The organism is Amycolatopsis sp. NPDC098790 (genome assembly GCF_044759945.1).
Classification (GTDB): domain Bacteria; phylum Actinomycetota; class Actinomycetes; order Mycobacteriales; family Pseudonocardiaceae; genus Amycolatopsis.
In genome coordinates, this window is sequence record NZ_JBIWAI010000002.1 from 249,622 (window position 1) to 265,046 (window position 15,425).

The 15,425-nt window shown below is 72.1% G+C and carries 12 protein-coding genes; 6 read left to right on the forward strand and 6 right to left on the reverse strand.

Annotated features, from left to right (window positions below; genetic code table 11):
* The first annotated feature begins 30 nt into the window (after positions 1–30).
* The 5 genes from ACIQWX_RS15085 to proC are packed head-to-tail and all read left to right on the forward strand — an operon-like array spanning position 31 to position 4,966.
* Positions 31–873, forward strand: coding sequence for an alpha/beta hydrolase (locus tag ACIQWX_RS15085; protein ID WP_400870140.1), 843 nt, complete (start codon positions 31–33; stop codon positions 871–873).
* Positions 870–2,288 carry a serine hydrolase domain-containing protein gene (locus ACIQWX_RS15090; protein ID WP_400870142.1) on the forward strand — a complete coding sequence of 473 codons (1,419 nt, stop codon included), beginning with the start codon at positions 870–872 and terminating at the stop codon, positions 2,286–2,288. The genes ACIQWX_RS15085 and ACIQWX_RS15090 overlap by 4 nt, the downstream gene beginning before the upstream one ends.
* The gene (locus ACIQWX_RS15095) at positions 2,281–3,219 is read left to right on the forward strand and encodes a threonine/serine dehydratase (RefSeq protein WP_400870145.1); all 939 of its coding nucleotides are present in this window, start codon (positions 2,281–2,283) and stop codon (positions 3,217–3,219) included. Before ACIQWX_RS15090 ends, ACIQWX_RS15095 begins: the two co-directional genes overlap by 8 nt.
* Entirely contained in the window at positions 3,216–4,190 is a 975-nt protein-coding gene (locus tag ACIQWX_RS15100) for a proline racemase family protein (protein WP_400870148.1), read from the forward strand. The genes ACIQWX_RS15095 and ACIQWX_RS15100 overlap by 4 nt, the downstream gene beginning before the upstream one ends.
* Complete coding sequence (proC, locus tag ACIQWX_RS15105) at positions 4,187–4,966, forward strand: pyrroline-5-carboxylate reductase (RefSeq protein WP_400870151.1); 780 nt, start codon at positions 4,187–4,189, stop codon at positions 4,964–4,966. The genes ACIQWX_RS15100 and proC overlap by 4 nt, the downstream gene beginning before the upstream one ends.
* Positions 4,967–4,993: 27 nt before the next feature.
* On the opposite strand, the gene ACIQWX_RS15110 is transcribed toward proC, so the two are convergent.
* Genes ACIQWX_RS15110 through rocD form a run of 5 tightly spaced genes read right to left on the reverse strand, consistent with a single transcriptional unit; the run spans position 4,994 to position 10,864 of the window.
* Complete coding sequence (locus ACIQWX_RS15110; protein WP_400870154.1) at positions 4,994–5,872, reverse strand: MurR/RpiR family transcriptional regulator; 879 nt, start codon at positions 5,870–5,872, stop codon at positions 4,994–4,996.
* Positions 5,873–5,932: 60 nt separating this feature from the next.
* The gene (locus ACIQWX_RS15115; protein WP_400870157.1) at positions 5,933–7,675 is read right to left on the reverse strand and encodes an aldehyde dehydrogenase family protein; all 1,743 of its coding nucleotides are present in this window, start codon (positions 7,673–7,675) and stop codon (positions 5,933–5,935) included.
* Positions 7,672–8,745 carry an isocitrate/isopropylmalate dehydrogenase family protein gene (locus ACIQWX_RS15120; RefSeq protein WP_400870160.1) on the reverse strand — a complete coding sequence of 358 codons (1,074 nt, stop codon included), beginning with the start codon at positions 8,743–8,745 and terminating at the stop codon, positions 7,672–7,674. The genes ACIQWX_RS15115 and ACIQWX_RS15120 overlap by 4 nt, the downstream gene beginning before the upstream one ends.
* Positions 8,742–9,671, reverse strand: a complete 930-nt coding sequence (locus ACIQWX_RS15125; RefSeq protein ID WP_400870163.1) for a GDSL-type esterase/lipase family protein — start codon at positions 9,669–9,671, stop codon at positions 8,742–8,744. Before ACIQWX_RS15125 ends, ACIQWX_RS15120 begins: the two co-directional genes overlap by 4 nt.
* On the reverse strand, positions 9,668–10,864 hold the full coding sequence (gene rocD, locus ACIQWX_RS15130) for an ornithine--oxo-acid transaminase (protein WP_400870166.1): 1,197 nt from the start codon (positions 10,862–10,864) through the stop codon (positions 9,668–9,670). The genes ACIQWX_RS15125 and rocD overlap by 4 nt, the downstream gene beginning before the upstream one ends.
* A 182-nt stretch (positions 10,865–11,046) precedes the next feature.
* Between rocD and ACIQWX_RS15135 the strand changes: the two genes are divergently transcribed.
* Positions 11,047–12,138, forward strand: coding sequence for a hypothetical protein (locus tag ACIQWX_RS15135; protein WP_400870169.1), 1,092 nt, complete (start codon positions 11,047–11,049; stop codon positions 12,136–12,138).
* Positions 12,139–12,199: 61 nt separating this feature from the next.
* Here the strand turns inward: ACIQWX_RS15135 and ACIQWX_RS15140 are convergent, their stop codons facing one another.
* The gene (locus ACIQWX_RS15140; protein ID WP_400870172.1) at positions 12,200–15,334 is read right to left on the reverse strand and encodes a LamG-like jellyroll fold domain-containing protein; all 3,135 of its coding nucleotides are present in this window, start codon (positions 15,332–15,334) and stop codon (positions 12,200–12,202) included.
* Between the last annotated feature and the right edge of the window lie 91 nt (positions 15,335–15,425).

Consider the following 15,425-nt stretch of genomic DNA (forward strand, 5'->3'; position numbering starts at 1 on the left):
CCGTCCCGACGTCCCAGGAGGACCCGCTCCATGACCCGCCCGCCCGACCTGGCCTCCGAGCGCGCCCACTTCGTCGGTGGCACGCCGTTCTTCGCCTCGCAGCACGACCAGCGCCTGTTCTACGCGCTGTACGTGCCCAAGGACCACACCCCGGACGCCGAACCGCTGCCGCTCGTGGTCGTCCAGCACGGCACCGGGCGGTCGGCCGAGCTCTACCGCGACCGCTGGAAGGGCTTCGCGATCGAGCACCGGTGCGTGATCCTCACCCCGCTGTTCCCGGCGGGCCTGGTGGAACCGGGTGAGCTGCACAGCTTCAAGTTCCTGGAGTACCAGGGCATCCGCTTCGACGAAGAACTGCTGCACATCGTCGACGAGGCCGCGGCCGGGTTCAACGCCCGCGGCGACCGGTTCTTCCTGCACGGGTTCTCCGGCGGCGGGCAGTTCGCGCACCGGTTCTTCTACGCCCACCCCGACCGGCTCGCCGGCGTGTCGATCGGCGCGCCGGGCCGGATCACCCAGCTCGACGACGACCTGCCGTGGTGGCTGGGTACCGGCGGCTTCGAGGAGCGCTTCGGCATCCGGATCGACCTCGGCGCCCTGCGCCGGGTGCCGGTGCAGATGGTGGTCGGCGCGGACGACGTCGAGACGTGGGAGATCACCAACCCCGGCGGTCCCAACTGGCTCGACGGCGTCGAAGCGACCGGGAAGACCCGGATCGAGCGGCTGGAGACGTTGCGCGACAACTTCACCGCGCACGGGATCCCGGTGCGGTTCGACGTCGTCCCGGGCGTCGCGCACCGCGGCGCCGACGTCGCCCCCGTGGTGCAGGACTTCTTCGGCGGCCTGCTGGCCGGAACGGAGAGCGTGCGGTGACCGGGCCGATCGAGTCCCTTTTGGACGATCTCGCCGACCGCGGCATGCGGATCCACTCGCTGCTCGTGCACCGGCACGGCGCGGTGGAGCTCGACCTCTGGCAGTGGCCGCACGAGCCGCACCTGAGGCACAAGCTGCACTCGGCGACGAAGAGCTTCACCGCGGCCGCCGTCGGGTTCGCCGAAGCGGAAGGACTGCTCGACCTCGAAGACCCGGTCACCGGCTTCTTCCGCCTGCCGGAGGCGCCGGGGGAGAACCTGAGCCGGATGCGCGTGCGGGACCTGCTGACCATGCGGACCGGGCACGCGCGCGGGCTGTCCGGCGCGACGACCCGGCTGCGCGAGACCGGCTGGGCGGGGGAGTTCTTCGAGGAACCCGTCGTCGACCGGCCCGGCCGGTCGTTCCGGTACAGCAGCACGACCAGCCACGTCCTCTCGGCGATCGTGCAGGAGGTCGCGGGCGAGCCGGTCGACGAGTACCTGCGGCCCCGGCTGTTCGAGCCGCTCGGGATCACCGGCTACACGTGGGAACGCGATCCGGCCGGCGTGTCCAGCGGCGGCAACGGGTTGTCGCTGCGACCACGGGACCTCCTGTCCTTCGGCGTCCTCCACCTGCAGGACGGTATGTGGAACGGCCGGCGCGTCCTGCCGGCCGGCTGGGTGCGCAAGGCGTCGGCCCCGCACGTGCGGCGCGCGGTGAACGGCGAGTGGAACGGCAAGGAACTCGTCGCGCCGGCGCCGGACGCCGTCGCGGAATCCGGATACGGTTACCAGTTCTGGGTGAGCGAGGACGGCGTCTACACGGCGTCGGGCCTGTTCGGGCAGGAGTGCATGGTGTTCCCGGAGCACGGTGGCGTCGTCGTGGTCACGGGCGCGATGCCGGACCCGTCCTACCACGACCTGCCGCGCATGCTGCGGGAAGCGTTCCGCCGGGCGTTCGCCGCGGACGAGGTCGAGGCACTCGGCGACCGGGTCTCGCGGGCGCGGGAACCCGAGCGTCTCGAGTCGCGTGTGGACGGACCGGCGGTGCGGCGGACGTACGACTTCGCGCCCGGGGGGCCTGGTCCGCGCTCGATCGCGGTCGCCGCGGACGAACACCGGGTCCGGCTCGACGTCGAGGACGACCGGGGAACCCACACGATCGAGCACAGCCTGGGGGAGTGGGTGCCGCAGCGCACCGGCGTGAGCGTGTGGCGGCTGCACCACTCCTACCAGGACGCCGCGGCACCGATCCTGGCCGGCGCGCGGTGGGCGGCGCCCGACGTGCTGGAGCTGACGTGGCACTTCCTGGAAGGACCGTTCATCGACCGGCTGACCCTCCGGTTCGACGGCGACGACGTGGTCTTCGACCACCACACGAACTGCAACTCGGGCCCGACGGCCCTGCCGACCGCGCGAGGAGCCGCCCGTGCCTGACGTCAGCGATGCCATCCTGGACCAGGCTTGGGACGTGGTGTCCCGGCACCTGCCGCCGACCCCGCTCATGCCGTACGCGCGGGCCGGTCTCGACGTCCCGGTGTTCCTCAAGTACGAAGGCGCCCAGCCGATCGGCGCGTTCAAGGTCCGGGGAGCGCTGGCGGCCCTGACCGCGTACCGCGAGCCGGTCGTCACCGCGTCGGTGGGCAACCACGCGCTCGGGATGGCTTACGCCGCCGGGCTCCTGTCGGTCGAGGCGACCATCGTGGTGCCGGAGACCGTCGCCGAGGTGAAGCTGGCCGCCCTGCGCGAATACCCGGTCGACCTGGTGCTCGCGGGCGAAGACTTCGACGCCGCCGAACGGCACGCGCTCGAGCTGGCCGCCGAGGGCCGGCGGTACGTCTCCGCGTACAACGACCCGCACGTCATCGCCGGGCAGGCCACCCTCGCGACCGAGGTCGCGGCCGCGTTGCCCGAAGACTGCACCGTGGTGGTCCCGGCCGGGGGCGGCGGCCTGCTCGCCGGCGTCGCGCTGGGCGCTCGCCGGGCCGCCCGGGACATCCGCGTCGTCGGGGTCGAAGCCGCCGCCTGCCGCGCCTTGTCCACCGCGGTGGACAAGGGGCGCATCGTCAGCGTGCCGATGGGCGAAACCATCGCGGACGGGCTCACCGGCAACCTCGAAGCCGGCTCGATCACCCCCGGCGTCGTCCGCGACCACGGTGTCCGGATGGTCGCGGTGCCCGAGCCGTCGATCCGCCGGTCGGTCCGCGAGCTCGTGACCACCGCCGGCGTGGTGGCCGAGGGAGCGTCGGCGACGGCGCTGGCCGCGTTGCGCGACGGGCTCGTGCCGGTCGACCGGCCGGTGGTACTGGTCGTCTCCGGCCGGAACATCGGCCTGGACCTGCTGACCGAGATCCTGGGAGAGCGATGATCACGACGACCGACTACCACACCGCGGGCGAGCCGTTCCGGATCGTCACGGCGGGCGTCCCGGACATCCCCGGCGCCACCGTGCTCGAACGCCGGGCCGCCGCGCAGTCCTCGCCCGAGATCGACGCCGTCCGGCAGCTGCTGGTGCAGGAGCCGCGCGGGCACGCCGACATGTACGGCTGCTTCCTCGTCCCTCCCGACGACGACGGCGCGGAGTTCGGCGTCCTCTTCTGGCACAAGGACGGCTACTCGACGGCGTGCGGCCACGGCACAATCGCGTTGGGCGCGTGGGCGGTGCGCACCGGCCGGGTGCCGGCGGCACCGGACGGCGTCACCGACGTGGTGATGGACGTCCCCTCCGGCCGCGTGACCGCGGCGGTCACCTGCGCCGGGGGCAAGGTCCGGGAAGTGGCGTTCCGCAACGTCGGCGCGTACGTGATCGGCCGGGACGTCGAAGCCGGCCCGGTACGGGCCGACGTCAGCTACGGCGGGGCGATCTACGCGTCCGTCCCGGCTTCCGCCGTCGGGCTGGCCGTGCGGCCCGAGGACTACACCGGGCTGATCGCCGCCGGCCGCGAGATCAAGGCCGCGTTGACCGCGACCCCGTGGGCCGCGCACGCGGACAGCCGCTTGAGCGGGATCTACGGCACGATCTTCTACGACGACCTCGGCGACACCCCGGCGGGTCCGCACCAGCGCAGTGTCACGGTGTTCGCGGACGGCCAGGTCGACCGGTCGCCGTGCGGGTCGGGGACGTCGGCGCGGCTGGCGCTGCTGTCGGCTGACGGGCGGCTGCCCGCCGGCGCCGTGCTGACGCACGACTCGATCATCGGGACCCGCTTCACCGGCCGGGTCCTCTCCGCGGGCGACACCGTGGCCACCGAGGTCTCGGGCACCGCTTACCAGACGGGCGAGTGCACGTTCGGCCTCGACCCGGAAGACCGGCTCGGAAAGGGGTTCGTGCTGCGATGAGCACCACCATCGTGGGCGGCGGCAACATGGGTGAGGCGTTGCTGGCGGGGCTCGCCTCCACGGAAGTCACCGTCGTCGAGCAGTCCGCCGACCGCGCTTCTTATCTGCGCTCGCGCTACGACGTGGAAATCGCGGAGCTGGGTCCGGCCGTGGCGAAGGCGGACACCGTGTTCGCCGTCGTGAAGCCCTACCACTTCGCGGCGCTGCTCGACGCGCTCGCCGAGCACGCGCGCCCGGGACAGCTGATCGTGTCGGCGGTGGGCGGCACCCCGACGGACAGCATCGAAGCGCGTCTGCCGGGAACACCGGCGGTGGTGCGGACCATGCCGAACCTCCCGGTGTCGGTCGGTGCGGGCACGGTCGCGATCAGCGGCGGCCGGCACGCCACCCCGGAGGACCTCGACCGGGTGCGGACGATGCTGGCCCCGCTCGGCCGGGTCGTCGAGGTCGCGGAGTCCCAATTGGACGCGGTGACGGCCCTCTCCGGCGGCGGCCCGGCGTACTTCGCGCTGCTGGCCGAGGCGATGATCGACGCGGGCGTGCTGGCGGGCCTGCCCCGGCCGCTGGCCGAGGAGCTGGTGCTGACGACGGCGGCGGGAACCGGCCGGATGCTGGGTGAGCCGCACGCGGACCCGGCGGCGTTGCGGGCCGCGGTGTGCAGCCCGGGCGGCACGACGATCACGGCGATCCAGCAGCTGGAGGGCCGTGCCTTGCGAGCGGCGGTGATGGCGGCCGTGGTCGCGGCCCGCGACCGCTCGGTGGAAATGGGCCGGTGAGGTGAGCCGGCCGTGCCTGAGCGCGGCTCAGGTGCGGCGGGACCGCATGTCCCTCGGTGACAGGCGGTCCCGCAGGTCGGCCAGCAGTTCGGTGTTCGCCGACACCGCCCCGGGGTCGCGCTTGGCCACCGCCAGCAGGAGGCAGTCCAGTACCAGCGTCGTGGTCAGCCCTTCGTGGGTGAGTCCGCTCGGGGAGCGGACCGCCGGGAGCGTCACGTCGACCTGGCTGTCCAGGGTGGCGCCCAGCGCGTCGGTCAGCAGCAGGACGCGCGCGCCCGCTGCCCGGGCGTGGCGGGCGGCGGTGGTCATGTCCGGCAGCAGGCGCTCCGGCGCGTTCAGCACGAAGACGTCGCCGTCCGTCAGGGGGAGCAACTCGTCGGCGAGGCGGAACCCCGTCGCCGACGTGCTGCGCGCCCGGCGGCCCAGGCGCTGCAACCGCGTGGCCAGGTACCGCATCGGCAGTTCCGCGACGCCGAGGCCGTAGCCGAGCACTTCGCCCGCGCCCGCGAGCAGGTCCACCGCGGCGGTGAAGGCGGGTTCGGCGAGCAGCCGCCGGGTTTCGGTCAGGCGGTCGACGGACTCGGCGAGCAGCTGGTCGAGCTGGGCCGCGGTGTCGTCGCCGGCCTCCTCGACCCGGTGCCGCAGGCGGGTGGCCGGCGTGTCGGACACGACGTGCTGCCCGATGGCGCGCTTGAGCTCGGGCAGCCCCGAGTAGCCGAGCGACTTCACCGCGCGGACGACGGTCGCGTCGCTGGTACCGCTCAGCTCGCCCAGTTCCCCGGCGGTCGAAAGCACGATCATCCCGGGGTGCGTCCACAGGTATTCGGCGACCCGCCGTTCGGCGGCCGACAACGCGCCGATGTGCTGCCTGATCCGCTCGGACAACCCTTCTTCGAGACCGCTCACGCGGGCAGCCTACCCAGCGCCGGCCGGGATCCGCGGGACGTGCGCGGCCCCGGCCGGTGCTCAGCGGTGTTCGGCGTCGACCCGGGTGGTCACGCCGGTTTCGACGAGCGTGCGGGTCGCGTCCACCGAGGCGTAGGTCCACAGGATGCGCATCGGCTCGGTCGCCGACGCGTTGCGGAACCGGTGCGGGGTGCCCGCGTCGACGTACGTCGTGTCGAACCGCTCCAGCCGGTGCTCGACGCCGTCGATCTCCACGATCGCCGAGCCTTCCAGGATGACCACGCTCTCCGGGCAGTTGTGCGTGTGCAGCGGGATGCCCGCGCCGCCGTCGAAGTGCGTGGTGCCGTTGAGGAACGTCCGGGCGCCGACGGCTCGCGTCACCAGCTGCACCGTGCTCGCCCCGCCGCCGCGGTCGTGCGAGGGCAACGCCGCCGGTCGCAGGACCGCCGGCGGGAAGCCCGTGGCGCCCGGGCCGCGCCACACCGTCTTGACGTTGGTGAACTCGCGGATCCCCTCGGCGCCCAGTTCGCGGCCGTACCCGGACTTCTTGATCCCGCCGAACGGCAGCCGCGCGTCGGAGGCGACCATCCCGTTGACGAACACCGCACCCGCCTCGAGCTCGCGGGCGAGCCGCCGGGCGCGGGCTTCGTTACGCGTCCACAACGCCGCGCCCAGGCCGAATTCGGTGCGGTTCGCCATGGCGATCGCTTCGGCCGCGCCGGCCACCCGGGTGATCGCGGCGACCGGCCCGAACGTCTCTTCGTCGAACGCCGCCATCCCCGGTGTCACGTGGTCGAGCACCGTCGGTGGGTAGAAGAAGCCGGGACCGTCGGCGGGTTTTCCGCCCAGCACAAGGGAAGCGCCCGCGGCGACGCTGCGGCGGACCTGGTCGTGCAGTGCCTCGCGCAGGTTCTCCCGGGCCAGCGGGCCGAGGTCCGCGCCCGGGCGCAGCGCCGCGGCCGCGGCGGTGAACCGGCGGACGAACTCGTCCGCGACGGCTTCCTCGACGATGAACCGCTTGGCGTTGACGCAGCTCTGCCCGGCGTTCACGAACCGCGCCTCGACCGCGGTGGCCGCGGCCGCGGGTACGTCGGCGTCGGCCAGCACCACGAACGGGTCGGACCCGCCAAGCTCCAGAACCTGCTTCTTGAGCGCGGCACCGGCCTGCGCGGCGATGAGCGTACCCACCTGCGTGGAACCGGTGAAGGTGACGGCGGCGATCCGGTCGTCGGCGATGAGCCCCGCGACGGCGTCCGCCTCCACCAAGAGGACACCGACCAGCCCGTCCGGGGTGCCCGCGGCGGCCATGACGTCGGCGATGGCGAGCGCGCACCGCGGCACGTTCCCGGCGTGCTTGAGCACGATGCCGTTGCCCGCGGCGAGCGCGGGCGCGGCGAAGCGGAAGAACTGCCAGAACGGGTAGTTCCACGGCATCACGGCGAGCACGACACCGAGCGGGTCGTGCACGACGACGCTGTCGGGCGGAACCGGTCGCTCGGCGAGGTAGGCCGGCGCCTGCTCCGCGTAGTGCTCGCACGTCACCGCGCACTTCTCGATCTCGGCTTCGGCTTCGGCCGCCGGCTTGCCCATCTCCGCGTTGATCAGCCGGGCGTACTCGTCCTTGCCCGCGCGGAGAACGCGGGCCAGCTGCCGCAGGAGCTTCGTCCGGTCGACGACGTCGAGGGTGCGCCAGCGAGCCTGGGCGCGAACGGCCGCGTCGAGCGCCGCCTCGACGTCCGCCTCGGAGTGCGGCGCGAACCGCGCCAGCTCGGTGCCGGTGGCCGGGTCGACGGAGTGGATCATCGGGCTCCAGTCGTGGTGAGGGAGTGGACGACGGCTTCGGCGAACTCGGCCGTGCCGAGCGAGCCGCCGAGGTCGCGGGTCCGGGTGGCGGGGTCGTCGAGGGCGGTGTCGACGGCCGCGGTGATCAGCCCGGCCGCCTTCAGCAGGCCGGGGTCGTCGTCGCGGCGGCCGCGCCAGTCGAGCAGCATGGCCGCGGAGAGGATGAGCGACGCCGGGTTCGCGACGCCGAGCCCGGCGATGTCCGGCGCGGACCCGTGCTGGGCCTGGGCCACGCAGAGGTCGTGCCCGGCGTTGATCGACCCGCCGAGGCCGAGACCGCCGGAGAGTTCGGAAGCTTCGTCGGACAGGATGTCGCCGAACATGTTGGTCGTGACGAGGACGTCGAAGCGGTCCGGGGTGCGGACGAGCAGCGCGGCCGTCGCGTCGACGATGAGTTCTTCCAGCTCCACGTCCGGGTAGCGCCCGGCGACCTTGCGGACCTCGCGGAGGAACAGCCCGTCCGACAGCTTGAGCACGTTGGCCTTGTGCACGGCGGTCACCTTGCGGCGGCGGCCGCGCGCCAGCTCGAACGCGGCGACGGCGACCCGCTCGGCCGCCTTCGCGCTCACCTTGCGGACCGACAGCGCGAGGTCGGGGTCGGGCATGAACTCGCCGGTCCCCGCGTGCATGTTGCGGTCGGCGTAGAAGCCTTCGGTGTTCTCCCGCACGATGACGAGGTCCATCGGCGCCCGCAGCAGGCTCAGCTGCGGGCGCGAGCGGCACGGCCGGACGTTGGCGAACAGCTCGAACACCGTCCGCAGCTCGGCCGAGGGGTTGATACCGCCCTCGGCGCGTGGCGGGTACTGGTAGTGCGACACCGGGCCGAGCAGCACGCCGCCGACCTGCGGGACACGGGTCATGACGGCGCCGGGCAACGTGGTGCCGGACTCTTCGAGGGACGCGAGCCCGATCGCGTGGGTCTCGAACTCGAGGCCGAGGCCGAGCAGGCGGTCGGCGGCGGCGAGGACGTCGAGGGTGGCGGCGGTGATTTCGGGACCGATGCCGTCGCCCGGCAGGACAAGGATCTTCACGGGTGCCGTCCTTCGGTTCCGGTTCCGGTTTCGGGGAGCAGCGCGGCGAGGTGCGGCCGCATCCGGTCGGCGATCAGCCGGTAGCCCTCGGCGCCGGGGTGCAGGCCGTCGGCGAGGAGCCCGGCGTCGTCCGGGCCGAGGATCGCCGGGCCGTCGACGACGGGCAGGCCGTGCGCGGCGTTCGCGACCTCCGCCCGCACGTCGGCGAGGGTGAGCCCGAGCGCGTTGGGCCGGGTTTCGCGGTCCGGGGCGTGCAGGGGAGTGGTGAGCAGGATCGGCGTGTCCGGGTGGCCGTCGCGGATCGTCCGGACGAAGCCCTCCAGCGCGGGCCCGAGCGAGCGGGCGGAGAACGACGCGGCGCCGTGGATGTTGACGCCGACGCACAGGCTGATCACGTCCGCGTCGGTGTCCCGGATGTACCGCGCCACCGCGGGATCGAGGTGGCATTCGCCGGCGAACCCCAGGCAGCGCAACGACCAGCCGAGCGCGGTGGCCACCAGGGCCGGCCACGTCTCGGACGGCCCGGCGGCCAGCCGGCACTGGGTGATCGAGCTTCCGTAGGCGAGCCAGCGCGGCCCTTCCGGGACCGCCGAAGCCGTTCCGCGCACGGTGAAGTCCCCGAGGCTGACGTGGTGCGACTGCGGCAGCCAGATCCGCACGCGCTTGCGGCCGGCGGCCAGCCCTTCGACGTGCACCCGGCGGGACCGGCTCACCAGCTTCCCGTCGACCACCACGTCGACGTCCCCGGCGGTCTCGACGTCCCAGCCGAAGCCGCGGGCGTCGGTGTCGAACTCCAGCCGCACGCCGGCGGGCATCCGCGCGACGTCGTCGAGCCGCGGGTGCAGCGGTCCCGGAGGCAGCCGCCGGGGAACGAGCCGGCCGCCCGCTTCGACGAGTTCGGCGTGACCGCGCATGAGCTCCCTCACGAGCCGAGCTCCTCGGCCAGCTGCGCGACGGCGTGCCGCAGGTCGGCTTCGCCGATGACCAGTGGCGGCGCGAGCCGGATGGTGGAGCCGTGGGCGTCCTTCGCCAGCACGCCACGCCGGAGCAGCCCTTCGCAGACGTCCCGGCCGCTGCGGCCGACGACGTCGATCCCGGCCCAGAGCCCGAGCGTCCGCACTTCGCGAACGGCGTCCCGCGGCAGGTCGGCGAGCAGCCCAGCGAAGACGCGGCCGAGCTCCGCGGCCCGGCGCTGGGGTTCCCCGGTCGCGAGCTTGCGGACGACGGCGGTGCCGACGGCACAGGCCAAGGGGTTGCCGCCGAAGGTGCTCCCGTGCTGGCCGGGCCGCAGGACACCGAGGACGTCCCGGCGGGACACCACGGCCGACAGCGGGACGAGGCCACCGCCGAGTGCCTTGCCGAGCAGGTACACGTCCGGTACCACGCCGGAGTGTTCGCAGGCGAACGTGCGCCCGGTGCGCCCGAGCCCGGACTGGATCTCGTCGGCGATCAGCAGGACGTCGTGGGTGGTGCAGGCTTCGCGGACGGCGGCGAGGTAGCCCGCCGGCGGCAGCACGACGCCGGCTTCCCCTTGCACCGGCTCGATCAGCACCGCGACGGTGTCCGCGGTGATGGCCGCCCGCAGCGCTTCGGCGTCGCCGAACGGCACGGTGTCGAAGCCCGGCGTGAAGGGGCCGAAGTCCGCGGTGGCGACCGGATCCCCGGAGAAGCCGACGATGGTCGTGGTGCGGCCGTGGAAGTTGCCGTCCGCCACGACGATCCGCGCCCGCCCGGCCGGCACGCCCTTGACCGTGTACCCCCACTTGCGGGCGACCTTGATCGCGGTCTCGACGGCCTCGGCGCCGGTGTTCATCGGCAGCACCATGTCCATGCCGGCCAGCGCCGCCAGCTCGGTGCTGAAGGTGCCGAGCCGGTCGTGGTGGAACGCGCGGCTGGTCAGCGTCAGCCGGTCGAGCTGCTCGTGGGCCACGGCCAGGAGTTCCTTGTCGCCGTGCCCGAAGTTCAGCGCGCTGTACCCGGCGAGCAGGTCGAGGTAGCGCCGGCCTTCGACGTCGGTGACCCAGGCGCCGTGCCCTTCGGCCAGCACGACGGGCAGCGGGTGGTAGGTGCGGGCGGTCCCGGCCTCGACGCGGTCGATCTCGTCGGTCGTGGCGCTCATGGCGTTTCCTCCCAGGGGATCCGCGGTGGTCAGGTCATCCGGTCGGCTTCACTGTAGCGTACGTTTCTGAATTGGCAATGTTCGTAGCGTCGACTACGATGAGGCTCGGGCAGCGGGGACCGCCCTCGGCGCCGCCCGTCCGGCACTTCCCCGCGCACCGCACCTCCGGTAGGCCGGATCGAGTGACGTTCCTGCGACTGGACATCCCCGACCGAACCGCGCACGGGCGTTCGGCTCGCCCCCGCGTGGACTCCGGCTGCTCCCTCCGAGGGCAGGTCCTGGCCCTGCAACGCGCGGCGGGCAACGCGGCCACGACCAGAGCGCTCCGGGCGGTACCCGTGCAGCGGTCGATCGTCGACGAGGTCGCGGTGATGAAACCCGACGACCTGGCGGCGGCGCTGTCGGACCTCAACCCGAAGGCGGCCGCGACCAACCTGTGGGTCACCGTCGACGGCGTGCGGGTGAAGGACCTCATGGCCACCCCGGCGACCATGGAGTCCCTGTGGCCGATCCAAAGCGGTCGCGGCCCGCACGCCGAGGAGCGGTTCACCACGGTGGTGATGCCGCTGCTCGCGGCCCGGCAACCCAAGCACATCCTGTTGGAGATCAACAAATCGCCGTGCCCGGGCTGCACGGCGCTGCTGGCCAAGCTGGCCGACGACCACCCCGGCACGAAGTTCGAGCTGCACATGCTCGGCCTGTACCCCGGCGGCGACGGGACGGCGGAGGGGGAGCGCGGCGCGGCGACCCGGTCGCAGGACCTGGTCGTGCTCGAGCAGAAGCTCCAGGCCAAGCTGCTCGACCTGCAGGCCGTGGTGGACAGGTTGAGCGACGAGAGGTGGAAGAAGAAGCTCAAGCTCAAGCACACGAAGATCCCGTTCAACGCGCGGGTCGCTGCGCTTCAGTTCGTCAGGTCGGTCCAGTCGACCATGAGCGAGGGTCGGCAGAAGCTGGGCGCGAGCCAGGACCAGACCGCGTACGGGTCGAAGCTCAAGGACCTGGAGGCCACGTTCGAGCGCCTGGCGACGTTCCTGACTTCGGCCAGGGTCGGCGACAAGAAGCCCGCCCACTACGAGCCGTACCACAAGCGCGACAACAAGAAGGAGAAGCCGACGGACGTCACCGAGACGGTGCACGACCTCGATCGGTGGAACGAAATCAAGGAGCAGTACGCGGACTTGCAGTTGCAGCACGAGACGTACGGCGAGTACTTCATCTACTGGTCGCAGACCGCTTCCACGTGGTTCTACGCGCACCAGAGCCTGCCGGAGTAGCTAACTCGCGCCGACAGCGGTGTGGGGCTGCTGTGCGCAGCAGCCCCACACCACCGCAGCGTCAGGAGAGCTGGGCGACCTCCTCGTCCGTCAACGCCTTGCCGGCCACCCGGACGTCATCGACCGCGCCGCTCCAGAAGTCGACGTTGCGGCCGTCGTACTTGGCCCGTCCCACCGTGAACGCGCCGGTGCTCGGCAGCGCCGGGCCTGCCGGGGCCGTTGCCACCTTCACGCCGTCCACGTACAGCCGGATTTCGTTGCCGGCCCGGACACCCGTCAGCTCGTACCAGCGGCCGATCTCCGGCACGGTCTCGTAGCGGGCCCGGTTGCCGCCGGGGGTGCTGAAGGCGAATGCTCCCTGGCCGTACTGCAAGTAGAACGGGCTCTCCCGCTCCCGGCCGTCCTGGCTCACCGCCGTCGCGTAGTTGCCCGGCAGCTCGTCGAGACGCACCTTCGCCGACACCGTGTAGTCCGCCGTCGTGTCGACCACCGGGCCGTAGGTGTCGGCCGAGCCGCCCGTGAACTGCAGCGCGCCGTCCTTGAACGCCGCTCCGGACGGGGTGAGCGTCAGCGGGTTCTTGCCGCCGCTCGAGTCCTTCGCGGTCGTTCCGCCGCGCTCGTCGAGGTTCCACGAACCCTTGCCCGCGTACGGGTACGGCTTGCCCGCGTTGGCGCCGGCCTCGATCACGCGCCGGTTGATTTCGCGGACGGGGCCCGGGTCCACCTTCAGGCGCTTGCGGTCGTACGTCCAGAGCCCGTTCAGCTCGCCTTCCAGGTCGGTGACCTGCGTGTAGACCGACGCCGACAGCTCGGCGCGGGCCTGGCCGAGGTAGAACGTGCGGGTGTTGTCGACGTACTTCGCCGTCAGCGCCGCCTTGTCCGCCACGCCGCTGTAGATCGCGATCGGCGCGCCCGGCCACTGGTGACCCGGTGTGCGCAGCGTGAAGCCGCCGTGCTCGCCGTCCATCGCGACGCGCTTGCCGTCCGAGTGGGCGGGGTCGGTGTTGTTGTAGTCGTGGTGGTCGATGACGTCGCCCGCGCCCGAGTCGCCCTTCGACGCACAGCAGTTCACCCCGCTGTGGGCGTTGACGATCCGGCTCGGGTCGGTGGCCTTGACCTGGTCGGCGATCCGGCCGGTGGCGGCCTTGTCCCACTCGCCCCAGCCCTCGTTGAACACGACCCAGGCGTAGACCGACGGGTTGTTCTGCAGCTGGTGCATCTCTTCCAGGCCCTGGCTGAGCCACGCCTGCTGCGCCGCCGGGTTGTTGCCGTCCTCGACGGACACGAAGTCCTGCCACACCAGCAGTCCCAGCTGGTCCGCGTGGTAGTACCAGCGGGCCGGCTCGACCTTGATGTGCTTGCGGACGGAGTTGAAACCGAGGTCCTTCTGCGCCTTCAGGTCGAAGACGAGGGCGTCGTCGCTCGGCGCGGTGTTCAGGCCGTCCGGGTAGAAGCCCTGGTCCAGCTGCATCAGGGAGAAGAACGGCTTGCCGTTGAGCGTCAGCTTGGGTGTGCCGTTGACGTTCGTGATGCCGGTCGACCGCATGCCGAAGTAACTCTTGACCTTGTCACCGCCCAGCCTGATCTCCAGCTGGTACAGGTACGGGTCGTCCGGCGTCCACAGGTGCGGGTTCGGCACCGGCAGCTTCAGGTTCGCGTTCGCCGGTCCGCTGACCGTGCCGACCTGACGGCCGCGCGCGTCCTTGGCGACCGCCGTGACGGTGGCGTTGCCCGCGGACTTGACGGTGACCGCCAGCGAATTGGTGTTCAGGTCGGGCGTCGTCTTGATCTCGTCGATGCCCTTGTCCGCCACCGGTTCCAGCCACACCGTCTGCCAGATGCCCGACGACGGCGTGTAGAAGATGCCGCCGGGGTTGGCGGACTGCTTGCCCTTGGGCTGGTACGGGCCGGTCGTGTCGGTGACGGCGACGACGATCTCCTGCTCGCCGCCGCGCTTGAGCGCGTCGGTGATGTCGGCGCTGAACGCCGTGTAGCCGCCGGTGTGCTCGGCGACGAGCTTGCCGTTCACCCAGACCTTGGCCTGGTAGTCGACGGCGCCGAAGTTGAGCTTGAGGCGCTGCCCGCTGCCGATCTTCCAGTCGCGCGGGACGCTGACCGTGCGGCGGTAGAACATGTGGTCCTCGTGCCGTTCGAGCCCGGAGAGCTGCGACTCGATCGGGTAGGGGACGACCACCTTTTCGGGCAGCCGCTTGCCGAACGCCGGCTGCTGGCCCTCCTTGGCGGCCGAGAACTCCCACGGGCCGTTGAGGTTGAGCCACTGGTCGCGCTCGAGCTGCGGCCGCGGGTACTCCGGCAACGGGTTGCGCGGGTCGGCCTTCTCGCCCCACGGCGTCTTGAGCCGTTCGGTCGAAGTGTTCGTGACGGTGCGGCCGGACTTCCCGATCTTCGTGCCGTTCACCGCGAGCGCGCCCGCGCCGTCGTAGTAGAGGGTGACGCGCTGGCCCTTCAGCACCCGCTCGGCCAGCCGGATCGTGGCCCGGTCGCGGCCCGCCGAGATGGACGAGACCGGCATCGGCGTCGCGTCGACCTCGATCCGCAGGTGGTCGGCCAGGTCGCCGGTACCCGTGACGCGGCCGTCGAAGCTCGTGGTGAGCGTGCGGCCGTCTTTCGACACCTCGGCCGTGCGCGGCACGACGGCGAAGCCGGCCGGCGGCGTGAACGCCGAGAGCGGCACGATCTGCTTCGCGATCCCCGCGCCCGACCAGCGCAGGAACATGTTGGCGCCGCCGGTGTCCTGGAACATCTCCAGCTTGAAGTCGTACTGCTTGCCGGCGGTCAGCGTGACCGGGGCGCTGGTCTGTTCCTTGTCCCAGTCGCCGACCCAGTGGTCGATCACGGGCGCGCCGTCGATGAACAGTCGGAAGCCGTTGTCGCCGATGGCGTAGAACGTGTAGTCGCCGGTCCGCGGCACGGCGATCTGCCCGCTCCACCGGGCGGTGGTGTGCTCCGTGCGCCCGGTGACCAGCCCGAAGACCGAGGTCAGGTCCGCGTGGTCGACCTCCGAGTCGAGCGCGGTGCCTGCCAGGTTCGCGAAGTCGTGCGCGTCGGGCGCCGACGGCGTGAAGTACTCGGCCTTCAGGCCGTGCACGGGCTCGGCGGCGCCTGCGGGCGGCGTGCCGGACGCCACGCCCAGCGCCACCAGCGCGGCGACGAGGACGGAAGCGGCTCTTCTCATCGGCGAGGTCCCCTTCACTTTTACAACGTTGTAAAACGTCTCCGGGGGATCTAATCAGGCAAGTCGGACTCTCAACTACCGCCGAACGGCG

Excerpts from the sequence above, each read along its gene's own strand:
- rocD (WP_400870166.1), bottom strand. The coding sequence starts at position 10,864 with ATGAGCGCCACGACCGACGAGATCGACCGCGTCGAGGCCGGGACCGCC.
- ACIQWX_RS15100 (WP_400870148.1), top strand. The coding sequence starts at position 3,216 with ATGATCACGACGACCGACTACCACACCGCGGGCGAGCCGTTCCGGATC.
- ACIQWX_RS15085 (WP_400870140.1), top strand. The coding sequence starts at position 31 with ATGACCCGCCCGCCCGACCTGGCCTCCGAGCGCGCCCACTTCGTCGGT.
- ACIQWX_RS15140 (WP_400870172.1), bottom strand. The coding sequence starts at position 15,334 with ATGAGAAGAGCCGCTTCCGTCCTCGTCGCCGCGCTGGTGGCGCTGGGC.
- ACIQWX_RS15115 (WP_400870157.1), bottom strand. The coding sequence starts at position 7,675 with ATGATCCACTCCGTCGACCCGGCCACCGGCACCGAGCTGGCGCGGTTC.
- proC (WP_400870151.1), top strand. The coding sequence starts at position 4,187 with ATGAGCACCACCATCGTGGGCGGCGGCAACATGGGTGAGGCGTTGCTG.